At 70.6% G+C, this 21,826-nt stretch carries 20 protein-coding genes; 17 read left to right on the plus strand and 3 right to left on the minus strand.

Annotated elements, in window-relative coordinates; all coding sequences use genetic code 11:
- Positions 1-109: 109 nt before the first annotated feature.
- The 3 genes from AC1HIL_RS39245 (at position 110) to AC1HIL_RS39255 (ending at position 5,915) form a co-directional block, all read left to right on the plus strand.
- A complete protein-coding gene (locus AC1HIL_RS39245; RefSeq protein ID WP_479669488.1) occupies positions 110-748 on the plus strand; it encodes a response regulator transcription factor in 639 nt (212 codons plus the stop codon).
- Between the two features lie 3 nt (positions 749-751).
- On the plus strand, positions 752-2,581 hold the full coding sequence (locus tag AC1HIL_RS39250; protein ID WP_479669487.1) for a sensor histidine kinase: 1,830 nt from the start codon (positions 752-754) through the stop codon (positions 2,579-2,581).
- Positions 2,582-2,687: 106 nt separating this feature from the next.
- Positions 2,688-5,915, plus strand: coding sequence for a hypothetical protein (locus tag AC1HIL_RS39255; protein WP_479669486.1), 3,228 nt, complete (start codon positions 2,688-2,690; stop codon positions 5,913-5,915).
- Positions 5,916-5,935: 20 nt separating this feature from the next.
- On the opposite strand, the gene AC1HIL_RS39260 is transcribed toward AC1HIL_RS39255, so the two are convergent.
- Together AC1HIL_RS39260 and AC1HIL_RS39265 are read right to left on the minus strand one after the other, a co-directional pair.
- Complete coding sequence (locus tag AC1HIL_RS39260) at positions 5,936-6,238, minus strand: hypothetical protein (RefSeq protein ID WP_057593514.1); 303 nt, start codon at positions 6,236-6,238, stop codon at positions 5,936-5,938.
- A gap of 94 nt (positions 6,239-6,332) precedes the next feature.
- Positions 6,333-6,749 carry a MarR family winged helix-turn-helix transcriptional regulator gene (locus AC1HIL_RS39265; RefSeq protein WP_057593515.1) on the minus strand — a complete coding sequence of 139 codons (417 nt, stop codon included), beginning with the start codon at positions 6,747-6,749 and terminating at the stop codon, positions 6,333-6,335.
- A 238-nt stretch (positions 6,750-6,987) separates the two neighbouring features.
- Between AC1HIL_RS39265 and AC1HIL_RS39270 the strand changes: the two genes are divergently transcribed.
- Together AC1HIL_RS39270 and AC1HIL_RS39275 are read left to right on the plus strand one after the other, a co-directional pair.
- Positions 6,988-7,476 carry a tripartite tricarboxylate transporter TctB family protein gene (locus AC1HIL_RS39270; RefSeq protein ID WP_057593516.1) on the plus strand — a complete coding sequence of 163 codons (489 nt, stop codon included), beginning with the start codon at positions 6,988-6,990 and terminating at the stop codon, positions 7,474-7,476.
- An 11-nt stretch (positions 7,477-7,487) separates the two neighbouring features.
- Positions 7,488-9,002: a tripartite tricarboxylate transporter permease gene (locus tag AC1HIL_RS39275; RefSeq protein ID WP_057593517.1), complete on the plus strand. Its 1,515-nt coding sequence runs from the start codon at positions 7,488-7,490 to the stop codon at positions 9,000-9,002.
- Between the two features lie 19 nt (positions 9,003-9,021).
- Here the strand turns inward: AC1HIL_RS39275 and AC1HIL_RS39280 are convergent, their stop codons facing one another.
- Entirely contained in the window at positions 9,022-9,456 is a 435-nt protein-coding gene (locus tag AC1HIL_RS39280) for a PaaI family thioesterase (protein WP_064262129.1), read from the minus strand.
- Between the two features lie 144 nt (positions 9,457-9,600).
- Here AC1HIL_RS39280 and AC1HIL_RS39285 point away from each other — a divergent pair, with 144 nt between their 5' ends.
- The 12 genes from AC1HIL_RS39285 to AC1HIL_RS39340 all read left to right on the plus strand — a co-directional run bounded on the left by AC1HIL_RS39285 (position 9,601) and on the right by AC1HIL_RS39340 (position 21,818).
- Positions 9,601-10,875: an ABC transporter substrate-binding protein gene (locus AC1HIL_RS39285; protein WP_208510692.1), complete on the plus strand. Its 1,275-nt coding sequence runs from the start codon at positions 9,601-9,603 to the stop codon at positions 10,873-10,875.
- A gap of 92 nt (positions 10,876-10,967) precedes the next feature.
- Positions 10,968-11,861, plus strand: coding sequence for a branched-chain amino acid ABC transporter permease (locus AC1HIL_RS39290; RefSeq protein WP_057593520.1), 894 nt, complete (start codon positions 10,968-10,970; stop codon positions 11,859-11,861).
- The gene (locus AC1HIL_RS39295; RefSeq protein ID WP_082321462.1) at positions 11,861-12,901 is read left to right on the plus strand and encodes a branched-chain amino acid ABC transporter permease; all 1,041 of its coding nucleotides are present in this window, start codon (positions 11,861-11,863) and stop codon (positions 12,899-12,901) included. The genes AC1HIL_RS39290 and AC1HIL_RS39295 overlap by 1 nt, the downstream gene beginning before the upstream one ends.
- Complete coding sequence (locus AC1HIL_RS39300) at positions 12,898-13,644, plus strand: ABC transporter ATP-binding protein (protein WP_057593521.1); 747 nt, start codon at positions 12,898-12,900, stop codon at positions 13,642-13,644. The genes AC1HIL_RS39295 and AC1HIL_RS39300 overlap by 4 nt, the downstream gene beginning before the upstream one ends.
- Positions 13,625-14,341, plus strand: coding sequence for an ABC transporter ATP-binding protein (locus AC1HIL_RS39305; protein WP_057593522.1), 717 nt, complete (start codon positions 13,625-13,627; stop codon positions 14,339-14,341). The genes AC1HIL_RS39300 and AC1HIL_RS39305 overlap by 20 nt, the downstream gene beginning before the upstream one ends.
- 26 nt (positions 14,342-14,367) lie before the next feature.
- Positions 14,368-15,216, plus strand: a complete 849-nt coding sequence (locus AC1HIL_RS39310; RefSeq protein ID WP_057593523.1) for a transketolase — start codon at positions 14,368-14,370, stop codon at positions 15,214-15,216.
- Positions 15,209-16,198, plus strand: coding sequence for a transketolase family protein (locus AC1HIL_RS39315; protein ID WP_057593524.1), 990 nt, complete (start codon positions 15,209-15,211; stop codon positions 16,196-16,198). Before AC1HIL_RS39310 ends, AC1HIL_RS39315 begins: the two co-directional genes overlap by 8 nt.
- Positions 16,195-17,322, plus strand: a complete 1,128-nt coding sequence (locus tag AC1HIL_RS39320) for a glycerol dehydrogenase (protein ID WP_064262128.1) — start codon at positions 16,195-16,197, stop codon at positions 17,320-17,322. The genes AC1HIL_RS39315 and AC1HIL_RS39320 overlap by 4 nt, the downstream gene beginning before the upstream one ends.
- Complete coding sequence (locus AC1HIL_RS39325; protein WP_057593525.1) at positions 17,319-18,032, plus strand: SDR family NAD(P)-dependent oxidoreductase; 714 nt, start codon at positions 17,319-17,321, stop codon at positions 18,030-18,032. Before AC1HIL_RS39320 ends, AC1HIL_RS39325 begins: the two co-directional genes overlap by 4 nt.
- Before the next feature lies 1 nt (position 18,033).
- Complete coding sequence (locus AC1HIL_RS39330) at positions 18,034-19,641, plus strand: class I adenylate-forming enzyme family protein (protein WP_479669485.1); 1,608 nt, start codon at positions 18,034-18,036, stop codon at positions 19,639-19,641.
- The gene (locus tag AC1HIL_RS39335; protein ID WP_064262127.1) at positions 19,631-20,614 is read left to right on the plus strand and encodes a quinone oxidoreductase family protein; all 984 of its coding nucleotides are present in this window, start codon (positions 19,631-19,633) and stop codon (positions 20,612-20,614) included. Before AC1HIL_RS39330 ends, AC1HIL_RS39335 begins: the two co-directional genes overlap by 11 nt.
- 22 nt (positions 20,615-20,636) lie before the next feature.
- A complete protein-coding gene (locus AC1HIL_RS39340; RefSeq protein ID WP_057593528.1) occupies positions 20,637-21,818 on the plus strand; it encodes an acyl-CoA dehydrogenase family protein in 1,182 nt (393 codons plus the stop codon).
- Positions 21,819-21,826 lie beyond the last annotated feature (8 nt).

Consider the following 21,826-nt stretch of genomic DNA (forward strand, 5'->3'; position numbering starts at 1 on the left):
CTCGCGCGGCCCGCGACCTCGGGCATGACGAAGATCATGCCGGGGCTTGCTTGGCGAAGGGCACGCCAGCCTCTACGATGAGGCCCCCTTTTCCCGCGGGCCCGCCGCCATGTCCACCTCCGCCCGAGCCGCCGTCCTGCTGGTCGACGACCACGCGCTGGTGCGCCTGGGCTTTCGCGCGCTGACGCAGGCGCACGGCGCCTACACCGGCGAGGGCATGGAGGCGCTGGAAGCCAACACGCTGGCAGAGGCGATGGCGCTCTACGAGCGGCACCGCGGCGCCATCGGCCTGGTGCTGCTCGACCTCGCGCTGCCCGACACGCAGGGCCTGTCGGGCCTGGCCGAGTTTCAGGCCCGTTTCCCGGACGCCATCATCGCCATGCTCTCGGGCAGCCGGCAACCGGCGCAAGTGCAGGCGGCGCTCGCGATGGGCGCGGTGGCGTGGCTGCAGAAGGGCGGCGACCTGCAGGAGCTCGCGCACTTCCTGCGCCGCTGGCGCGAGGACGGCGTGCCGCCGCTGGCCGACGCGGCCGATGCAGCCGATCCCGCCACGGCGCGGGGGCAGGCCCTCGGGCTGCGCCAGCAGCAGGTGCTGAGGCACGTGCTCGAGGGCATGTCGAACCGCGAGATCGCCGAAGCGATGTCGCTCGGCGAGGGCACGGTGAAGAACCACGTCACCAGCCTGCTGCTGCGCTTCGGCATGCGCTCGCGCTCGCAGCTCATCAGCCGTCTCGGCGCGCAGGGCTGAGCGGTGGGCGGCGACGGACTGGACACGCTCGGGCTGCCCGCCGCCGATCCGGCGCGGCAGGCCCGCGTCGAGGCGCGCGTGCGCGAGCGGCAGGCCGACCAGGTGTTGGCCTACCTGCGGCGCCTGCCCTATTCCTATGCGGGCTTCGTGCTGGTGGCGGTGATCGGCTACCGCCACGGGCTGCGGCTGTCGCTGCCATGCTGGCTCGCTGCGCTGGCTGTCGTCACCTTCCTGCGCTGCCGCCAGGGGCGCCGGATCGAGCGCCTGGGCCCTTCCGCGCGCGCCGCGGCACTGCCGGTGCTGCTGCGCGGCTTCCTCGCGGGCGGGCTGCTCAATGGCGCGATCCTGCCCTTCGTGTTCATGGCGCCGGGCGACGACTTCGCGCCGCTGGCGGTCTCGGCGATCCTGATCCTGGTGCTCTCGGTGGGCGCCGACGGGGTGGCCGGTTCCACGCGTGCCTTCGCGAGCCTCTCGCTGCCGCCCACGCTGCTGATGTCGCTGGGCTGGTTCCTGCGCGGCACGCCGATCGACGTGCTGATCGGCTTCGGTCCCTGGCTTGCCTACTTCCTGCTGCTGGCTGGCGTGCGCGACCGCGCGCGCACCCTGCATGCGCTGATGGAGATGGTCGACGCCAACCTGCACCTGTCGAACGTGGCGCGCGAGGAGCGCGACCGCGCGCGCGAACTGAGCGCCGCCAAGACGCGCTTCCTCGCGGCCGCCAGCCACGACCTGCGCCAGCCGCTGCATGCCATCAGCCTGTTCGGCGCCGCGCTCGAGCACGAACTGGGCGGCCATCCCGCGCAGGCTAATGCGCGCCGGCTGATGGGCGCGGTGCGCACGCTCGATAGCTCGCTCGACGCGATGCTCGACATCTCGCAGCTCGACGCGGGCGTGGTCCGCACTGAGCTGCGGCCCTTGCCGCTGCAGGGCCTGCTCGAGCGCGTGTTCGACCTGTTCGAGCCGCGCGCCAACCAGCGCGAGCTGGAGCTGCGCGTGCGCTCCAGCCCGCTGTGGGTGCGCAGCGATGCGCAGCTGCTGCAGCGCCTGCTGGGCAACCTGGTGGACAACGCGCTCAAGTACACCGAGCGCGGCGGCGTGGTGGTGCGCGCCCGGCCGCGCGGCGACGCGGTATGGCTCGAGGTGCGCGACACCGGCATCGGCATCGCCGAGCAGCATCGCGCGCGCGTGTTCGACGAGTTCTACCAGGCCGGCAATGCCGGGCGCGACCGCTCGCGCGGCCTCGGCGTCGGGCTGTCGATCGTTCAGCGCATCGCGGCGCTGCTCGCGCATCCGCTGGTGCTGCGCACGCGCGAGGGGCGTGGCACCTGCTTCCGGCTGGTGCTGCCCGCGGCCGAGGCGCCGCCGATGAAGGCGAGCGCCGCGGCGGCCGCGCAGTCCTGGCAGACCGTGTTGCCGCCGCTGGGCCAGGGCGAACTCGCGCGGCGCGAGCTGGTGCTCGACGACGATGCCGACGCGCGCGCGGCAATGGTCGAGGTGCTGCGCGCGTTCGGCGTGCAGGCCGCGAGCGTGGACACCGAGGCGGCCGCCCTGGCGGCGCTGCGCGAGGCGCGGGGGGAGGGCGGCGCGCCGTTCGAGGCCGCGCTGTGCGACTGGCGGCTGCGCGACGGCGAGGATGGCCTCGCGGCCGCGCAGCGCTTGCGCGCGGCCGGCGGCGGCCTGCACGTGCTGATGGTCACGGGCGAAACCGACCCGTTGCGGCTGCAGGCGCTGCAGGCCAGCGGCCTGCCGGTGCTGTTCAAGCCGGTGGAAGCCCGGCACCTGGTGTCGGCGCTGGTGATCGATCGCGCCAGCGGCCTCTGCCTGAAGGCATAGGCCGCCGCCACATGACCTTCTTCACTCACTGCCCGGCGCGGCTTGCTTCTAACTTCTGCGGGTGGCGCCTTCGGGCGCGGTCCACCCATTGCACGAGGAGAAGCCCATGCACCCCATCCTGCCGGCACGCCGATCGCGGCGCGGCGTCGCCCGTTTCGCCACCGCGCTCGGCCTCGCCCTGCTGCTCGCGGCCTGCGGTGGAGGTGGCGGCGGTGGCGGTGGCGTCGGCCTGCCGGTGGTCCCGCCGGCGCCGGCCCCGGCCGAAGGTAGCGCCACGCTCGGCGCCGAGGGCGGCGTGGTCGAAGGCCCCGACGGCGTGCGCGTCACCGTGCCGCCCGGCGCCTTGCGCGAGCGCGTCACCTTGCGCATTGCGCGCGACGGCAGCGGCGCGCCCGGCGTACCGGCCGAGGCGCAGCGGCTGTCGGCCGTTTATGCCTTCACGCCGCACGGGCAGCAGTTCGACCTGCCGGTGGAGATCCGGCTGCCGATCGATGCATCGGGCCTGCCCGCGGACCGCAGCCCGCCCGTGCTGCTGAGCCAGCCCGGCGAGCCGTGGATCGGCCTGCCGGTCGACGAGGTGAAGCGGGACGGCAACGCGGTGCGCTTCCTCAGCACGCATTTCTCGTGGGGCCTGGCGGCCTGCGAATACAAGTGCACCGACGGCCAGCCGTGGTTCGGCGGCGCGCTGCTCGGCAGCTACACGCTGCTGCCCGCGCAGGCCGTGCCGGGCCAGCCGCAGTACAAGCTGATCGACCAGGCGGGCACGCGCATCGCGCGCCTGCAGGTGAACGCCATCGCCTACCAGCCCGGCACCAACCGCATCTGGTGCGAAGGCCCGATCACGCTGCGGCTGATGCGCCACGATGGCCGCGGCACGCGCAGCTTCATCGCCAGCCGCGTGTTGGCCGGTCCGGGCAGCGTCGACGTGCCGGTGGCCTTCGACCACGGCTTCAACGGCACCGGCGGCCTGTACGTGGACTGGAGCTGCATGCACCGCAGCGGCTATCCGCCCAACGTGGCCTTCGTCTACGACGGCTGGCCCCATCCCTTCGGCGTGGCCGCCGTGACGGTGGCGATTCCGGTGCCGGTGGCGGCACCGGTCATCACGCGCCAGCCCGCGGATGCAACGGCGGGCGCCGGCCAGGCGGCGAGCTTCAGCGTGGCGGCGACGGCGCCCGACAGCCTGTTCGTGCAGTGGCAGCGCAGCGACGACGCGGGCGCGAGCTGGCGCAACGTCGGCACCGGCACCAGCTTCTCGGTGGCGAATGTGCAGGCGGCCGACCATGGCGCGCTGATCAGGGCCCGGGTCTGCAACGCGCGCGGCCTCACGCTGAACTGCATCGATTCGGACGTGGTGCGGCTCGACTACACCGGGCCGATCGCGCCGGCCATCGTGCAGGCGCCGCATGACCTGTCGGTGGTCGCGGGGCAGACGGCCTCGTTCACCGTCACCGCCAGCGGCCGGCCCGCGCCGACCCTCGCGTGGTTCCGCGTGGAGGCGAGCGGCGACCAACAGGTGGGCACCGGCGCGACCTACACCACGCCGGCCACGCAGCTGTCCGACGATGGCGCGCGCTTCTACGCGGTGGCGACCAACAGCGGCGGGCGCGCGGTGTCGAGCGAGGCCGTGCTGCGCGTGGCCTCGGCCGCGCAGGCACCCACGGTGGGTGCGATCTCGGCAACGCCGGGGCTGTCGATCGTCGCCTGCGCCAGCGTGACCCTGAGCGCTACCGCGAGCGGCACCGCGCCGCTCCAGCACCGGTGGCGCCGCAACGGCACGCCGCTGGCCGACGGCGCGCAGGCCGCCAGCTGCAACGGCACCCCGGCCACCGTGAGCGGCGCGGGCAGCGCAACGCTGGTGCTCGGCAACGTGCCGGCGGCCTGGAGCGGCAGCAGCCTCGACCTCGCTGTGAGCAACAGCGCGGGCAATGCCAACGCCGCGGCCGTCACGCTCACCGTGATCGCGCCGCCGAGCGGCCAGGGCTGGAGCCCGGGCGCGACGATTCGCGCGCCCTTCGATGCCGCGCCGTGGAACTACGGCGATGCCGCCCTGCAGGGCTACGGCAACGGCGATGCCTGGGCCCTGCTGAGCGACGGCGGCCGCAACGTCTGGGCCACGCGCTACCGCGCGGCGTCCGGCGCCTGGGATCCGGCCGAGCCGATCGCGGCGGTCGCCGAGGCCGCGCAGGCGGCGCCCGTGGGCATCGCCACCGACGACCAGGGCCGTGCCGTGGCCGTCTGGGTCGAGATCATCAACGGCATGCCGCGCCTGTGGATGCGCCATCACGGCGGCACGGCCTGGAGCGCTGCGCGGCGGCTCGACGACGGCGCCGATCTCGGCGAGAGCGTACGCATGGGCCTGTTCCCCTGGCAGCAGGCGCGCGTGCAGCGCTCGGGCGGCCAGGCGCTGATCGCATGGTCCAGCACGCACGACAGCCTGGGCAGCACGGTGCGGGTGCGCCGGCTGCGGCTGTCCGATGGTTTGCTCGAAGCGGCGAGCACGCTCGGCAGCTCGATCGCGTCGCTCGAGCGCGATACCTATCGCATGCCGCTGCAGCTCGCGGTGAACTCGCGCGGCGACGCGATGGCCTTCTGGCATCACCTCGACGGCACGGTGCGCGCCGCGCGCTATGCGTTGTCCACCGAGCAATGGACGCTCTGGTCCGGTCCCGGGCCCAATGCAGCCGACTACCCCGCGTTCGCGCTCGACGGCACGGGCCGCGCCTGGCAGGCCGTGCCCGTGGACAGCAACAGCCAGGGACAGGAGATCGACGTCTACAGCCTCGGCCCGGCCGATACGCGCTGGACGCCGCACGGTTTCGTCACGGCCGGCCGCCTCGGGGCCTACGTCGCGCCGAAGCTGGTGGCCGACGATGCCGGCAACGCGATCCTCGCGTGGCCCTGCGGCACCTGCGTGGGCGCCAACCTGCCGATGAACAACGCGCCGATCCACGGCAGCCGCTTCTCGGCAGCGACCCAGGCCTGGAGCGCGCCGCAGCAGCTGGACCCGCGCGCCGCGGGCAGCAACGGCTTCGTCGACATGAGCAGCTTCGACCTGCGCATGAACGCGCGCGGCGATGCGCTGCTGACCTGGGCCTATACCGAGAACGTGCTGGGCAACGGCACGGGCGTGGGCCTCAGGATCCATGCGCGGCAGTTCCGGCACGACACGCTCGCGTGGGGCGCGGTCACGCAGATCGCTGCCTCGAACGTCGGCGAGCACTTCGCGCCGATCGCCTGGTTGGCGCCCGATTCACCGCGTGCCATGCTGCTGTGGTCGCATGCGCCGGGGGCGCAGGGCACGCAGGCCGGCTGGTCCGTCTACCTGCCTTGATTGAACGCGGGGCGCGCGGCTCAGGGCCGCGGCTGGCGCTCGATGCTGAGTTCGCGCCGGCAGCTCATGTCGGCCATGCGGATCGCCTGCGGCGCGCTGTCCATCGAGCGGCCCGTGGGCTCGAGCGCGCCCCACTGGTTGCGCGCGAGCTCCACGCCATAGCGCATCTCCCAGCGCTTGCCGATGATCCGCTCCATGCAGTGCTCCGCATCCGCATAGCGTTCGGCCATCTCCATCGCGTCGGCGGGTTCGGCCCGCACGGCGGCGGTGGCAAGCAGCGAACACAGGAGGAGGGCGGAGCGTGCGGGGAAGCGAAGGAGCATGGTGGATGCGAAAGAGGGGATTGAAGGAAAGTCGCGGATTTTAACGACCGGCCCGCGCACGATGCCGGCTGTTACAAGACGGCGGCCCGCGGCCTCAGTCGCGCAGGCTGCTCGCCAGCCGCACCACCTCGGCCAGGGTCGCGAGCTGCCCCGCGTGCTCGGTCGCGAGCCGCGCGAGCTTCTTGCGGCCCGCGGGCAGCAGGTGCACCTCCACCTGGCGCCGGTCGACGGCGCTGGGCTTGCGCACGACCAGGCCCGCTTCCTCGCAGCGCGACACCAGCGCCACCACGCCGTGCGGCTGCGCCTGCAGGCGTTCCGCCAGCTCGCCGATCGAGGCCCAGTCGCGGCCCGGAAAGCCCTGCGTGTGCAGCAGCAGCTGGTATTGCAGCGCGGTGATGCCTTCCTCGCGCGCGGCGTCCTCGCTGAAGCGCAGGAAGCTGCGCAGCGTGTAGCGGAAATCGGAGAGGGCTTCGAAGCGCTGCTTCTGGAGCGGGCTGGAGGAAGTCGGCATGGGCGGGATCGGCGAAGGAGACCGCAATGTATCAGCCGTTGCACGGGCCCAGAGGGTAATCACTCATGCTGTGACATAAAACATGTCATAGCATGATGCAACTGATCGGAAGCTGACCACGAGCCGGCGACCGGTTCTTCCGCGCGAACGCCCCGGCGTCCGTTGTCGACAACACCCCCGCTTCGCCCCACCCGCGTCCTTCGGCGCGGAAGGTCGCGGCGTTCCCTCCTCCTCATCCATGAAGATCAAGAGCCAGAAGGACTTTCTGTCTGGAATCATGTTCATCTGCGTCGGCGCGGCCTTCGCGATCGGTGCCACCAACTACACCATCGGCAGCGGGGCGCGCATGGGCCCGGGTTACTTCCCGCTCGTGCTGGGGATCCTGCTGGCGATCGGCGGTGCCGTCGTGCTCGCGGGCTCGCTGCGTTTCGGCGCGGCCGGCGGCGAGCCGGTCGGCCGCATCGCCTGGAAGCCGCTGCTGCTGATCATCGGCGCCAACCTGGTGTTCGGCGTGCTGCTCGGCGGCCTGCCGACCTGGGGCGTGCCGGCCATGGGCCTGATCGCGGCGATCTACGCGCTGGTCGCCGTCGCGAGCGTCGCGGGGCCGCGCTTCTCGATGCGCACCGCGCTGATCCTCGGCACCATCCTCGCGATCGGCAGCTACCTCACCTTCATCGTCGGCCTGAGCCTGCAGTTCCAGGTCTGGCCCACCTTCATCAGCGGCTGAGGGCAAACGCCATGGACCTGATCAACAACCTCTCCATCGGCTTCGCGGCGGCCTTCACGCTGCAGAACCTGGTCTACGCCTTCATCGGCTGCCTGCTCGGCACGCTGATCGGCGTGCTGCCCGGCATCGGCCCCGTCGCGACCATCGCGATGCTGCTGCCCGCGACCTACGCGCTGCCGCCCGTGGCCGCGCTCATCATGCTGGCGGGCATCTACTACGGGTCGCAGTACGGCGGCTCGACCACCGCGATCCTCGTGAACCTGCCAGGGGAGTCCTCCTCGGTCGTGACCGTGATCGACGGTCACCAGATGGCCAGGCAGGGCCGGGGAGGGCCCGCGCTCGCCGCGGCCGGCCTGGGCTCGTTCTTCGCGGGCTGCGTCGGCACGCTGATCCTGGCCGCTTTCGCGCCGCCGTTGACCGAGCTGGCCTTCAAGTTCGGCCCGGCCGAGTACTTCTCGCTGATGGTGCTGGGCCTGATCGGCGCGGTGGTGCTGGCCTCGGGCTCGCTGATCAAGGCCATCTGCATGATCATGCTGGGTTTGCTGCTGGGCCTGGTGGGCACCGACGTGAACTCGGGCGTGGCGCGCTTCAGCTTCGACATTCCCGAGCTCACCGACGGCATCAGCTTCATCGCCATCGCGATGGGCATCTTCGGCTACGGCGAGATCATCGCGAACCTCTCGCAACCCGAGGAGGAGCGCGAGGTCTTCACGGCGAAGCTGCACGGCCTCATGCCCACCAAGGAAGACTTCCGCAACATGTTTCCGGCCGTGCTGCGCGGCACGGCGCTCGGCTGCTCGCTGGGCATCCTGCCCGGCGGCGGCTCGCTGCTGTCGGCCTTCGCTTCCTACACGCTCGAGAAGAAGCTCAGCCTCAAGCCGGGCGAGATTCCCTTCGGCAAGGGCAATATCCGCGGCGTGGCCGGCCCCGAGTCGGCCAACAATGCCGGTGCCCAGACCTCGTTCATTCCGCTCCTGACGCTCGGCATCCCGGGCAACCCGGTGATGGCGCTGATGGTGGGCGCGATGACGATCCACAACATCCAGCCCGGCCCGCAGGTCATGACCAGCAACCCCGAACTGTTCTGGGGGCTGATCGCCTCGATGTGGATCGGCAACCTGATGCTGATCGTGTTGAACCTGCCGATGATCGGCATCTGGATCAAGCTGCTGTCGATCCCCTACCGCTGGCTGTTCCCGGCCATCGTGCTGTTCTGCGCGATCGGCGTGTACTCGACCAACAACAACACCTTCGACGTCTGGATGGTGGGCTTCTTCGGCATCGTCGGCTACGCCTTCCTGAAGTTGGGCTGCGAGCCCGCGCCGCTGCTGCTGGGCCTGATCCTCGGGCCGATGATGGAAGAGAACCTGCGGCGCGCGCTGCTGCTGTCGCGTGGCGACTGGAGCGTGTTCGCGACGCGGCCGATCTCGGCCGGGCTGCTGATCGGCGCGGCGCTGCTGCTGGTGATCGTGCTGTCGCCGGCGGTACGCTCGAAGCGGGAGGAGGCGTTCGTCGAGGAGGGGTGAGTCCGCCGGGCGCCTGGCGTCAGCGCGGCGCCGGCACATAGAACGAAGCGCTGGCCTGCGCCAGCAGCTTCTCGCCGCAGACCACGTCGCATTCGCCGAAGCGGACACGCCCCCGTTCCTTGACGAGCCTCACACGCGCTTCGATCCAGTCGCCGACCTGCGCCCCCGCGATGTAGTTCAGCGTCAGGTTGACGGTCAGCGTGGTGTCGACCGACGAGCCGGCGCCCGTGCGCGCGAGGTTGGCGCCGATGGCCGTGTCCGCCAGCGTGGCCAGCAGGCCGCCGTGCACCACGCCATAGCGGTTCGCATGCTGCGCGCCCGCCCGCAACGCCAGCACGAACTCGCGCGACTCCTTGCGATGCGGCCGCATGTAGAGCGGGCCCACGTGCACGAGAAATCCCTCGTCGAGGTCGGAGGGTAAGAAGCCTTGGGGAACCGTTGAGTCGATGCGCATGGCGCGATGGTGCGATCGACCGTGCCGCCGGCGACTCAGGGTTTCTGACATGTTCACATAGTGAACGATGCACCGCTTTTCCGCCGGTGAAGCCTGGCCGGATGTCCACACTCTGCACGCGATCAACACAAAGCGGAGACAAGCATGAGTGGACTTTCAAGGCAATCGACGGGCCGTCGCCAATGGCTGATGGCGATGGCACTGGGCCTCGGCCTGGCCGGAACCGCCGTGGCTCAGACCACGGTCAAACTGGGTTGCGTACTCCCGCTCAGCGGTGGGTCGGCCGCCGTTGGAAACCAGACGCGCGCCGGCGTCATCGCGGCCGTGGAGCAAGTCAACGCGGCCGGTGGCATCAAGTCGCTGGGCGGCGCCAAGCTGCAGGCCCTCTTCGGCGACTCGCAATCCAAGGCCGATGTGGGGGTCTCGGAAACCGAGCGGCTGATCCAGCGCGAGAACGTCGCGGTGCTGTGCGGCGCGTTCAACAGCGCCGTCACCTTCCCCGCCACCGAGCTGGCCGAGCGCAACAAGACCCCCTGGGTTGCCGTGGGTGCGGTCAAGGACGAGATCACCGAGCGCAATTTCAAGTACGTGTTCCGCATCAACAACAAGGCCACCTACGATGCGCGGGAGCAGCTCGAGGCCATGGCGCTCCTCGCGAAGGAGACCGGCAAGTCGGTCAAGCGCGTGGCGCTGTTCTATGAAGGCGGCGATTGGGGCCGCTCGCATGTCGCCAACGTGCGCAAGATGGCGGCCTCGTACGGGCTGGAGATCGTGCTCGACGAGCCCGCGCCGCCGAACCAGGTCGACTTCACCTCGCAGCTGCTGAAGATCCGCGCCGCCAAGCCCGACGCACTGATCCTCGCGCTGTACACGCCCGACCAGTTGCTCTTCACGCGGCAGCTGGCCGAACAGCGGCTGGACCTTCCGTTCGGCGTGCATTCGGCGGGGGGCGGCACCGAGGACCCGAGCTTCTACGCGACGGTCGCACCGAAGTCGGTGGCCTACTACTTCGTGCAGGAGGACTGGCAGGTCGACGCGCTCGAAGTGAACAAGGATCCGTTGCTGCACGCGGCGGACAAGCGCACGCGCGAACTGCTCGGCTACGGCATGAGCGCCTACGTCTCGCAGGGCCTGTCGGCGGTCTACGTGATCGCCGATGCACTCGAGCGCGGCAAGAGCGCCGAGCGCCAGGCGCTGCGGGATGCGCTGTCCGCGACGGACATCAGCGCCGGGCCCGCGCTGTTCCCCGGCTACCAGCGCATCAAGTTCGACGAGCAGGGCCAGAACACCTTCGCCCACGGCGTCATCTCCGAGAACATCGATGGCAAGCGCCGCACGGTGTGGCCGCTGGCCAACCGGGCGGCGGGCACCAAGCCCGTCTGGCCCGTTCCCGGCTGGGCGCAGCGCGCGAACAACTGAGCCCCTCGTTCTCCTGCGCGCCTCCCTGGCTCGAGACAGGGCGGGGAGCGCGTGCGCGGAGAAGTTCGTCCGACATCTCCTGAGGTCTTCCCATGGACTGGTTTGTACTTGGCTATGCCGCCATCAACGGCATCCTGGTCGGCGCGATGCTGGGCGGCATCGCCCTCGGCCTGAGCCTGATCTTCGGCGTCATGCGCATCGTCAACTTCGCGCATGGCTCGTTCCTGATGCTGGCGATGTACACGGCCTTCTGGCTGCAGCAGCGCCTGGGGCTCGATCCCTACCTGAGCATCGCCGTGGCGGCGCCGGCCATGTTCGCGCTGGGTTATGCGGTGCAGGCACTGGTGATCGCCCCGCTGGTGCGGCGCGAGCGTGCCCTGGTGGTCGAGCCCATCAGCGCGCTGCTGCTGACGGCCGGCGTCTACATCCTGATCGACAACCTGGCGCTGATGGCCTTCGGCCCCAACGTCCGCTCGGCCAGCTCCGGCATCGCCGTGCAGACGATCATGCTCGGCGAGTTCCCGATCAACACGCTGCGCCTGGTGTCCGCCGCCGTGCCGCTGTTGATGGCGCTGGGCCTGTCGCTGTGGCTGGGCCGCACCGACCTGGGACGGGCGGTGCGCGCCACGGCCTCGAACCGCGACGCGGCCGCCATGTCGGGCATCGACGTGGCCCGCATCTACAACCTGACCTTCGGCCTCGGCTGCGCCACCGTGGCCGTGATGGGCTGCCTGATCGCGCCCTTCATCCCGGTGACGCCGCAGGTCGGGCTGGCCTTCGGCATCAAGAGCTTCATCGTCGTGGTGCTCGGCGGCATCGGCAGCATCGCCGGTTCGCTGGTCGGCGGTGTCGTGATCGGCCTCTTCGAGTCGGTGGCCTCGCAGTTCGTCGCCACGCCCACGGCCGCGATCTTCTCGCTGGGCCTGTTCATCGTGATCCTGCTGCTGCGGCCGCAGGGGCTGATGGGCAAGAAGGGAGGCGTCTGATGTCCGCCATTCCCTCCGCGCTGGCAGGTTCGGTTCGACCGGCCGCGGCCCGCGGCGTCCATGTCGCCAGGATCGCCCTGGCGGGGTTGCTGCTCGCCGGATTCGCGCTGCCGCTGGCCGTGCACGACGAGTTCTTCCTGCACAGCGCCATCATGGTGCTGTACTTCGCCTACCTGGCCAGTGCCTGGAACCTGATGTGCGGCTACGTGGGGCAGATCTCGTTCGGCCACTCCGTGTTCAGCGGCGTGGGCGGCTACTGCTCGGTGCTGCTGCTCACCGGCCTCGGCCTGTCGCCGTGGCTCGGCATGCTGGTCGGCGGTGCGCTGGCGGCGCTGCTGGCCGTGGTCATCGGCTACCCGACCATGCGCCTGCGCGGGCCGTACTTCGCGCTGACCACCATCGCCGTGGCCGAGATCGTGCGCATCTGGGTCGAGAACACCGACCTGGTGATGGGCATCTCGCTCAAGGGTGCCGAAGGCCTGCGCGTTCCGCTGGTCGGCACCGACTGGAGCCTGTTCCAGTTCGAGAGCAAGGTGCCGTACTACTACATCATCCTCGTGCTGGTGGTGGTGATCACGGCCATGACGTGGCTGATGGAACGCAGCCGGCTCGGCGTGTGCCTGAAGGCCATCCGCGGTGATCGCGATGCCGCCGAATCGCTGGGCATCAATCCCACTCGCTACACGCTGAGCGCGTATGCACTGAGCGCGTTCATGACGGCACTCGGCGGCAGCTTCTACGCGCAGTTCATCCGCTTCATCAACCCGGAGCGCAACATGGGCACCGAGTTGTCCATCGACATGGCGCTGATGGCCATCATCGGCGGCCAGGGCACGGTGTTCGGTCCGCTGGTGGGCGCCGCGTTCCTGGCGCCGCTCGCCGAGGTGACGCGCGGCTACCTGGGCGGCCAGTTCATCGGGCTGCACCTCGTGATCTACGGGCTGGTCCTGATCCTGGCCGTGCTGTACCTGCCCAAGGGCCTGTGGGATCCGATCAAGCGGCTGGGGACCTGGCTGCTGCGCGGCAGGAGCACGCGATGAGCACGGGTTCCGACATCCTGCTCTCGGTGCGCGGCATTTCCAAGCGCTACGGCGGCGTGCAGGCCGTGAAGGGCCTGTCCTTCCAGTTGCGGCGCGGCGAGATCCTGGGGCTGCTGGGCCCGAACGGCGCCGGCAAGACCACGGCCTTCAACATGATCGCCGGCTTCGTCGGCGTGGACGAGGGCGAGATCGAGCTCGACGGGCGGAAGATCAGCGGCCGCAAGCCCTGGGACGTCTGTGCCGCGGGGCTGGCGCGCACCTTCCAGCTGTCCAAGCCCTTCGGCGGCATGACGGCGCGCGAGAACCTCGTCGTGGGCAGCCTGGTCAAGACGCGCGACCGCGCGCGCAGCCTGAGCAAGGCCGACGAACTGCTGGACTTCCTCGGCATGTCGGCCCTGGCCTCCACGGATGCCGACAACCTCACCGCATTCGAGCGACGCAAGGTCGAACTGGGCCGTGCGCTATCCACCGAACCCAGCCTGCTGCTGATGGACGAGGTGGTGGCCGGCGCGACACCGCAGGAAGCCATGGTGATGGTGGAGCTGATCAAGAAGGTGCGCGACCGCGGGGTCACGGTTCTGATCATCGAACACGTGATGAAAGTGATCATGGGCCTGTCCGACCGCGTGATCGTGATGAACCTGGGCGAACTGATCGCCGACGGGCTGCCGGCCGACGTGGTGCGCCAGGACGCGGTGCTCAAGGCCTACTTTGGAGAAGACTATGTCGACGCCGGCGCTTGAGATCCGGGGCCTCGTGGCCGGCTATGGCGACGTGTCGGTGCTGCGCGGGCTGGACCTGTCCATCGCCCCGGGCCAGCTCGTCGCGTTGATCGGCGCCAACGGCGCAGGAAAGACCACGCTGCTGCGCACCATCTCCGGCCTGATCAAGCCGCAGGCCGGCGAGATCCGGCTCGAAGGCTCGCCGCTGCAGGGCCTGGCCCCCTACGAAGTGGTCAGGCAGGGCTTCGTGCAGTCGCCCGAAGGCAAGCAGCTGTTCGGCGGCATGTCGATCCGCGAGAACCTGCTGATCGGCGCGCACAACGCACGTGCGCGCGAGGTCCGCGACCAGACCTTGAAGGAAGTCTTCGCGCTGTTCCCGATCCTGGAAGAGCGCCAGAAGCTCGCGGCCAACACGCTGTCGGGCGGCCAGCAGCAGATGGTGGCGGTCGGCCGCGCGCTGATGGCCAAGCCGCGGCTGCTGGCGCTGGACGAACCTTCGCTGGGCCTGGCGCCCATCATGGTCGACCGGCTCTTCGAGTCGATCCGGCGCATTCGCGACCTCGGCGTCACGGTGCTCGTGATCGAGCAGAACGTCTTCAAGGTGCTGCAGATGGCGGACCACGGCCACGTGCTGGAGAACGGCCGCATCGCCCTGTCGGGCAGCGGCCGGGAGCTGCTGGCCGACGGCCACCTGCGCGCCACCTACCTCGGCATTTGAACCACCACGCAAGGAGCACACATTTCATGAACGCGAGACCGAACCCGCCGGACGAGGCGGCCGATGTGCAGAGGCTGCGGGCCAAGGCCCTGGCCCTGCGCCGAAAGATGGTCGTGCAGGCACGCGGCAAGGGCCAGGGCTACCTGGGCCAGGGCCTGGGCATCGCCGACTTCCTGGCCGCGCTCTACTTCCACGAGTTCAGCGCGGACGACCTCGACTTCACGCGTGCCGACCGCAAGCGCTTCTACCTGTCCACCGGCCACTACTCGATCGCGATGTGGGCCGTGCTGGCCGAGGCCGGGCTCATCGACGCGGCCAGCCTGCCCAGCTACGGCGCCGACGGCAGCCCGCTGGAGATGAGCACGATGGAGGGCCATGTGCCCGGCGTGGAGATGACCGGCGGTTCGCTGGGCCACGGCCTGGGCATCGCCACCGGTGCCGCGCTGGGCTACCGGCTGGACGGCCACCAGTCGGCCATCCATGTCGAGCTGTCCGACGGCGAGCTGCAGGAAGGCTCGACCTGGGAAGCAGCCACCGCTGCCGCCAGCTTCGGCCTGGACAGGCTGGTTGCGTGGATCGACTGCAACGGCATCCAGGCCGACGGGCCCATGGTCGTGAACATCGAGCCCGTCGCGGGCCGCTTCGCCGCCTTCGGCTGGGCCGTGCGCGAGATCGACGGCAACGATCTCGCACAGCTGCTGGAAGCCCTGGCCTGGGCGCGCCTGTGCGAGGGCAAACCCAAGGCCGTGGTCATGCGCACCCGCCCCGGCCGCGGCATCCGCCGCATCGAGCAACGCGACCGCGCGCACTTCGTGCGCATCGACGCCGACGAATGGGACGACGTCGCCCGCGAACTGGAGATCGAGAATGCCTGAGACCCTTGCCCCTTCGCGCACGCTCGCGATGAGCGAATCGGAGGCCGTGGTCGGCCGTCCCGCGCAGTTCGCGCCGTTCGCCATCGGCACCCTGAAGGCCGCCGAGCGGCATCCCGAAATCGTGGTGCTGACGGCCGACCTCGGCAAGTACACGGACGTACACGACTTCCGCCACAAGTATCCGCAGCGCTTCTTCAACGTCGGCATGGCCGAACAGGCGCTGGTCATGGCCGCGGCCGGGCTGTCGAAGACCGGCAAGGTCGCCTACTGCACGACCTACGGCACCTTCGCCACGCGGCGCGCCTACGACTTCCTCGCGATCGCCTGCGCGCACAGCGACGAGAACGTGAAGATGTTCGCCGGCAACCCCGGCCTGGCCTCCGGCTATGGCGGCACGCACCAGGCCAACGAGGACCTGGGGTTGATGCGCGCGATCCCGAACATGACGGTGCTCGACCCGTGCGACGCGACCGAGATGGCGCAGATCGCCGAGATGGCCGTGGACATCCCCGGCACCGTCTACAGCCGCCTGCTGCGCGCCAACGTGCCCGTGGTGTTCGATCCCGCGACGCATCGCGTGCGCATCGGCAAGGGCCACGTGGTCGCCGGCGGCAGCGACGTGGGCTTCGTCTCCACCGGATCGATGACCGAGCGCGTCATCGATGCGCAGCGCGAGCTCGCGGCAAGCGGCATCGCCAGTTCGTTGTTCCACACCGCGTCGATCAAGCCCTTCGACGCGGCCGGCCTGGTCGAGTTCGCTGCCTCCGTCAAACGCCTGGTGGTCTGCGAGAACCATGTCGCCAGCGGCGGCCTGGCTTCCCTCGTGATCGACGCGCTGTACGAGGCCGGCCAGCACCGCCCGTTGCTGAAGATCGCGATTCCCGACCAGTTCACCGAATGCGGCTCGCACGCCTATCTGCTGGACAAGTACGGCCTCAGCAAGGCGCGCATCGTCGAACGCGTGACGGCATGGCTGGCATGAGCGCGAACCCGCAGGCGATCCGCGCGTTCGGCGCGGCGCACCGCTACTACCAGGGCCCCGGCGCGCTGGGACTGGTGGGCGATGTGGTGAGCCGCCTGGGCCGCCGGCCCGTGCTGGTGTGCGACGCCATCGTCGCCGGCCTGCTGCGCCCGGCCGTCGATGCGGGTTGCAGCGCGCGAGGCATGGCGGTTCCGTGGCTCGAGGTGCGCGGCGATGTCACGCGCGCCATGGTGCAGGGGCTGGTGCGGCAGGCTCGAGGCACCGACGCGCCGGACGTGGTGCTGGCGGCCGGTGGCGGCAAGGGCGTGGATGCCGGCAAGGCGGTGTCGCGCGAGCTCGGCGCGCGGCTGGTCGTGCTGCCGACCTCGGCCTCCAACGACGGGCCCTGCAGCGAGTCCTTCGTGTACTACGACGATGAGCACCGGATGGAATCGGTCGAGCACCTGCCGCGCAACCCCGATGCGGTGATCGTGGACACCGAGGTGCTGGTGCGCGCGCCGCGTGCATTGCTGGTCTCCGGCATCGGCGACGCGCTGTGCAAGTTGTACGAGGGCGAGCAGGCGCGCCGCGCCCATGGCCTGAACCTGTTCGGCGGGCGCAACACGCTGGCCGCGGCGCAGCTGTCCATCGCCTGCGAACGGGCCATTCGCGAGCACGCCGTGCCGGGGCTGGCCGCACTGCAGGCCGGCTCGCCCGATATGCATTTCGAGCACCTGACGGAAGCGTTGGTGCTGCTGGCGGGGCTCGCGTTCGAGAACAGCGGCCTGTCGATCGCGCATTCGATGACGCGCGGCCTGACGCGCGTGCCGCGGATAGCCGCGACGCTGCATGGCCAGCAGGTCGGCTACGGACTGCTGGTGCAGTTCATGCTCGAGCGCCGCCCGCAGGACTTCATGCAGCAGCAGTTGGACTTCCATCGTGCGGTCGGCCTGGCGACCAGCCTGCAAGGCTTCGACGTCCCCGCCACCGACGACGTGCTGCGGACGATCGCCGACGGCGCGATGACGGCGCCGCACCTGAAGCATTTCGAGCGGCCGCTGAGCGCGTCGGACTTCGTGGCCGCCATGCGCGGGCTCGAAGCGCTGGCGGACCGGTCCCCTTCGCAATCCCTGGAGAACGCATGACACACGCGCAAGACGATCGCCTTGCCATCATCACGGGCGGCGGCACCGGCCTGGGCCTGGCCACCGGCCTCGAACTGCGCCGGCGCCACTGGCGCGTGCTGGCGCTCGGCCTCGACACCGAGCCCGGCCTGGAGGGCTCGGGCATCGAGTTCGAGCGCATGGACATCACCGATGCCGAGGCGCTGGGCGCGGTGGCACGGCGCACGCCGCGGCTGCACCTGCTGGCCAATGCGGCCGGCATCATCCTGCACGATGAGCGCGAGCACACGGTGGAGGGCTTCCGGCGCGTGGTCGACGTGAACCTGCACGGCACCCAGCTGGCGTGCACGCTGCTGCGCCCCGCGCTGGCCGCCGCTGGCGGCAGCATCCTGAACTTCGCGTCGATGTGGAGCCGCTTCGGCTCGGGCCGCAATCCGGGCTACTCGGCCAGCAAGGGGGCGGTCGAAGCGCTGACACGCGCGCTGGCGGTCGCCTACGCCGCGCAGGGCGTGCGCGTGAATGCCATCGCGCCTGGCTGGATCGACACACGCATGTCGGTCAATGCCTTCAGCGATCCCGAGCGCGCCGGCCCCATCCTGAAGCGCCTGCCGGCGGGCCATTGGGGCCAGCCGGGCGACATCGGCAAGGCGGCGGCCTTCCTCGCATCGGACGACGCCGGCTACATCACCGGCGTGACGCTGCCGGTCGATGGCGGCTACAGCATTGCGTGAGGTGGACGTGCGACCTGCCGATGAACTGAACCGCTACGGCGAACTGCACGGCCTGACCGTGCCCGCGCTGCTGCGGCGCCGCGCCGCCCAGGCGCCCTTCAAGCTGGCGTTGTCGGCCCACAGCCATCGCGGCCACCGCGACCGGCTGAGCTACGCCCAGCTGGTGATCCGCATGGAAGCGATGGCGCGCGGCCTGTCGTCGCGCGGCCTGAAGGCCGGCGAGCGCGTCGCGCTGTTCGTCTCCAACCAGGCCGTGCGCGAGGCCGTGCTTACGGCCCTGGGCTGCTGGCGGCTCGGCGCCATCGTCTCGCCGCTGAACGTGCGCGCCTCCGACGACGAACTGCGCCACGCATTGGCGCTGGTGGAGCCCGCCTTCGTCGTCTGCATGCGGGCGGAGGCCGCACGCGTGGGTGCGCTGTACCCCGTCGCGCGGGTGCTGCTGCTGGACGGCCCGGCCGCGGCCGCCGACACCTGGCCCGAACCGGAGGCCGAGTTCCATGCCGCGGCCCTGCCCGAAGTGGCGCGCCCCGAGGACCCCAGCGTTCTGTTGTTCACCTCGGGCACCACGGCGCGCTCGAAGGCCGTCACGCACTGCCATCGCAGCCAGCTCTATTGCGGTCATGCGATTGGCGGCGCCGTCGGTCTCACCGACCAGGACACCTACCAGGGCGCCTGGCCGGTCTACACCAGCTCGGTGCTCAACATGGCCTGCATGGCGGCCTGGGTCAGCGGCGCCGGTGCGGTGCTGGAGCCCAGCGTGCTCGACAACGCGGGTCGGTTGCGGCTGATCGAGACCGAGGGCACGACCGTCTACCACGGCGTGACCTCGCCGCTGAACTTCATGATCGACGAGTACCCCAACGCGGCCTACGACCTCTCGCGCGTGCGCCGGCTCGGCTACGGCGGCGCGGCCATGCCGGCCGAGGTCATCGCCAAGTTCCGCCGCCACCTGCCGTGGGTGGACCAGGTCCACATCTGGGGCATGACCGAGACCGGCCCGGCCGGCACGGTGCTCGCGCCGTGGTTCCTGCCGCGCAAGGCGGGCTGCATCGGCGTGGCGCAGCCCGGCTGCGCGGTGCGCGTGATCGGCGAGGACGGCCAGCCGGCGGCACCAGGCGAAAGCGGCGAGATCGTGTTCTCCGGTCCTTCGGCCGCGCTGGGCTACTGGCGCAACCCCGAGGCCACGGCCGAGGCCTTCGTCGACGGCTGGGTGCGCACCGGCGACATCGGCCGCATCGACGACGAAGGCCACCTGCACTTCGTCGATCGCAAGAAGGACATCATCAACCGGGGCGGCCTGAAGATCGCCTCGGCCGCGGTCGAGGAGGCGATCTACCGCTTCGCCGGGGTGGCCGAGGCCGCCGTCGTCGCGGTGCCGCACGCGGGCCTGGGCGAGGACATCGCGGCCTGCGTGGTGGCCCGGCCCGGCGTGGCGCTCGACACGGCGGCGCTGCGCGCGCACTGCGCCGGCCTGCTGGCCGATTTCGCCACGCCACGCCAATGGCATGTGCTCGAAGCCCTGCCCAAGAACCCGATGGGAAAGATCCTGAAACGCGAACTGCGCGAGCAACTGCTCGCCGCCACGAAAGCCCATGCCCATGTCGACTGAATACGCGGTTCGAATCCACGCCTACGGCGGGCCCGAAGCGATGGTGTGCGAACCCATCGAGGTGCCGCCGCCGGCACCCGGCGAGGTGCAGATCCGGCAGAGTGCCATCGGCATCAACTATCTGGACACCTACCACCGCCGCGGCGTGTTTCCGCTGCCGGCGCTGCCCGGCGCGCTCGGCGTGGAGGCCGCCGGCAGCGTGGTGACCGTGGGCGAGGGCGTGACCCACCTGGCGCCCGGCATGCGCGTGTCGTACGCATGCCCGCCGGTGGGCAGCTACGCCACGCTGCGCAACCTGCCGGCGCGGCATGTGCTGCGCGTGCCCGATGGCGTGAGCGACGAGCAGGCGGCCGCCGTCACGCTGCAGGGGCTCACCGCCCACATGCTGCTGCGCAAGGTGACGCGGCCGGAGCCCGGCCAGACGGTGCTGGTGCATGCCGCCGCGGGCGGCCTGGGTTCGCTGCTCACGCAGTGGGCAAGCCGGCTGGGCTGCCGCGTGATCGGCGTGGTCGGCTCCACGGCGAAGGCCGAGCAGGCGCGACGCCAGGGTTGCGATGCGGTCATCGTGGGCAGCGAGCAGCCCTTCGTCGAGGCGGTGCGGGCGCTCACCGATGGCGCCGGTGTCGATGCGGTGTTCGAAGGCCTCGGCGGCACGGTTTTTCAAGATTGCCTGCGCGTGGTCAAGCCATTCGGCCAAGTCGTCAACCTCGGCCAGGTGGCCGAGGGCCTGCCCAACGTGGCCCTGGCCGACCTCGGGCCTGCGCGTTCGATCGGCGTGGCCGTGCCGGGCGTGTTCGCCTATGTGCGCACGCATCCCGACCTGCAGGCTGCGGCCGACGAGCTGTTCGGCCTGGTGGCCGACGGCGCCCTGCAGGTGCACATCGGCGGTCGCTTTGCGCTGCGGCAAGCGGCGCAGGCGCACGAGGCGCTGCAGTCGCGCGGCACCACCGGCTCGCTGGTGCTGCTGCCTTGAATCCACTCGCCCCCAACGACCCATGAGCCTGTTCAACACCCCCGAGCTGCGCCGCTTCCGCGCGGAAGTGCGCGACTTCCTGCAGACCCACCTGAGCGAGGACCTGCGCCACGAGACGCGCGGCGGCCTGCACATGGCGCGCGAGGACATGGCGCGCTGGCAGGCCATCCTGCACCGCCGCGGCTGGGGCGCGCCGCACTGGCCGCAAGCGCTGGGCGGCACCGGCTGGACGGCCCTGCAGCGCTACATCTTCGAGGAGGAGAGCGCGTTCGCCGACGCGCCGCTGGGCGACGTGCATGGCCTGTTCCTGGCCGGTCCGATGCTGATCGCCGAAGGCAGCGACGCGCAGAAGGCGCGCTACCTGCCCAGGATCCTTGCCGGCGAGGAGTTCTGGTGCCAGGGCTTCTCCGAACCCAATGCCGGGTCGGACCTGGCCTCGCTCAAGACGCGCGCGCGCTTCGACGGCAGCCACTGGGTCATCGACGGGCAGAAGACCTGGCTGTCGAGCGGCCATCACGCCGACCTGATGTTCTGCCTGGCGCGCACCGAGCCCGAGGCCAAGCCGCAGGCCGGCCTGTCGGTGTTCATCCTCGACATGCGCGATCCCGGCATCACGCTGCAGCCGATCCTCACGATGGACGAGGGCCACAGCGTCAACGCCGTGTTCTTCGACAGCGTGCGCGTGCCGGCCGACGCGATGATCGGCGCCCCCAACAAGGGCTGGGGCTATGCCAAGGACCTGCTGGCGCGGGAACGCGTGAACAACGCCCAGGCGCCGCGCACCAAGCGCGACATCGTCGAGCTCGATCGGCTGGCGCGCGAGTGCCGCGGCGCCGATGGCAGGCCCCTCATCGAGCAGGCCGGCGTGCGGCGCAGGCTGGCCGTGCTGACGGCGGATTTCGTCGCGCTGGAGTCGGCCGCGCTCTCGGTCATCGCCGAGCAGATGCGCGGCATCGAGCCTGGGCCCGCCGCGTCCACGCTGAAGATCCGCGGCTCCGAGCTGCAGCAGCGCGTGAGCGAAACCGCGATGGCGCTGCTGGGCGACGCCGGCCTGGTGCTGGGCGCCGACTACGGCAGCGGACTGCTGCATCCCGCGGGCCGGGGCTGGGCCGAGCGCCATTTCTTCCGCCGCGTGGTGACCATCTACGCGGGTGCGAACGAGATCCAGAAAACCATCATCGCCAAGTCCATCCTGGACATGTGAGGGAGCCG

The sequence above is a fragment of the Variovorax sp. ISS6 genome, from assembly GCF_056523145.1.

Bases quoted from the DNA above. Each gene is read 5' to 3' on its own strand.
- AC1HIL_RS39265 (WP_057593515.1), bottom strand. From the start codon at position 6,749: ATGCCGACTTCCTCCAGCCCGCTCCAGAAGCAGCGCTTCGAAGCCCTC.
- AC1HIL_RS39335 (WP_064262127.1), top strand. From the start codon at position 19,631: ATGTCGACTGAATACGCGGTTCGAATCCACGCCTACGGCGGGCCCGAA.
- AC1HIL_RS39270 (WP_057593516.1), top strand. From the start codon at position 6,988: ATGAAGATCAAGAGCCAGAAGGACTTTCTGTCTGGAATCATGTTCATC.
- AC1HIL_RS39260 (WP_057593514.1), bottom strand. From the start codon at position 6,238: ATGCTCCTTCGCTTCCCCGCACGCTCCGCCCTCCTCCTGTGTTCGCTG.
- AC1HIL_RS39280 (WP_064262129.1), bottom strand. From the start codon at position 9,456: ATGCGCATCGACTCAACGGTTCCCCAAGGCTTCTTACCCTCCGACCTC.
- AC1HIL_RS39290 (WP_057593520.1), top strand. From the start codon at position 10,968: ATGGACTGGTTTGTACTTGGCTATGCCGCCATCAACGGCATCCTGGTC.
- AC1HIL_RS39245 (WP_479669488.1), top strand. From the start codon at position 110: ATGTCCACCTCCGCCCGAGCCGCCGTCCTGCTGGTCGACGACCACGCG.
- AC1HIL_RS39255 (WP_479669486.1), top strand. From the start codon at position 2,688: ATGCACCCCATCCTGCCGGCACGCCGATCGCGGCGCGGCGTCGCCCGT.
- AC1HIL_RS39295 (WP_082321462.1), top strand. From the start codon at position 11,861: ATGTCCGCCATTCCCTCCGCGCTGGCAGGTTCGGTTCGACCGGCCGCG.
- AC1HIL_RS39310 (WP_057593523.1), top strand. From the start codon at position 14,368: ATGAACGCGAGACCGAACCCGCCGGACGAGGCGGCCGATGTGCAGAGG.
- AC1HIL_RS39275 (WP_057593517.1), top strand. From the start codon at position 7,488: ATGGACCTGATCAACAACCTCTCCATCGGCTTCGCGGCGGCCTTCACG.
- AC1HIL_RS39315 (WP_057593524.1), top strand. From the start codon at position 15,209: ATGCCTGAGACCCTTGCCCCTTCGCGCACGCTCGCGATGAGCGAATCG.
- AC1HIL_RS39340 (WP_057593528.1), top strand. From the start codon at position 20,637: ATGAGCCTGTTCAACACCCCCGAGCTGCGCCGCTTCCGCGCGGAAGTG.
- AC1HIL_RS39305 (WP_057593522.1), top strand. From the start codon at position 13,625: ATGTCGACGCCGGCGCTTGAGATCCGGGGCCTCGTGGCCGGCTATGGC.
- AC1HIL_RS39325 (WP_057593525.1), top strand. From the start codon at position 17,319: ATGACACACGCGCAAGACGATCGCCTTGCCATCATCACGGGCGGCGGC.
- AC1HIL_RS39285 (WP_208510692.1), top strand. From the start codon at position 9,601: ATGAGTGGACTTTCAAGGCAATCGACGGGCCGTCGCCAATGGCTGATG.
- AC1HIL_RS39300 (WP_057593521.1), top strand. From the start codon at position 12,898: ATGAGCACGGGTTCCGACATCCTGCTCTCGGTGCGCGGCATTTCCAAG.
- AC1HIL_RS39320 (WP_064262128.1), top strand. From the start codon at position 16,195: ATGAGCGCGAACCCGCAGGCGATCCGCGCGTTCGGCGCGGCGCACCGC.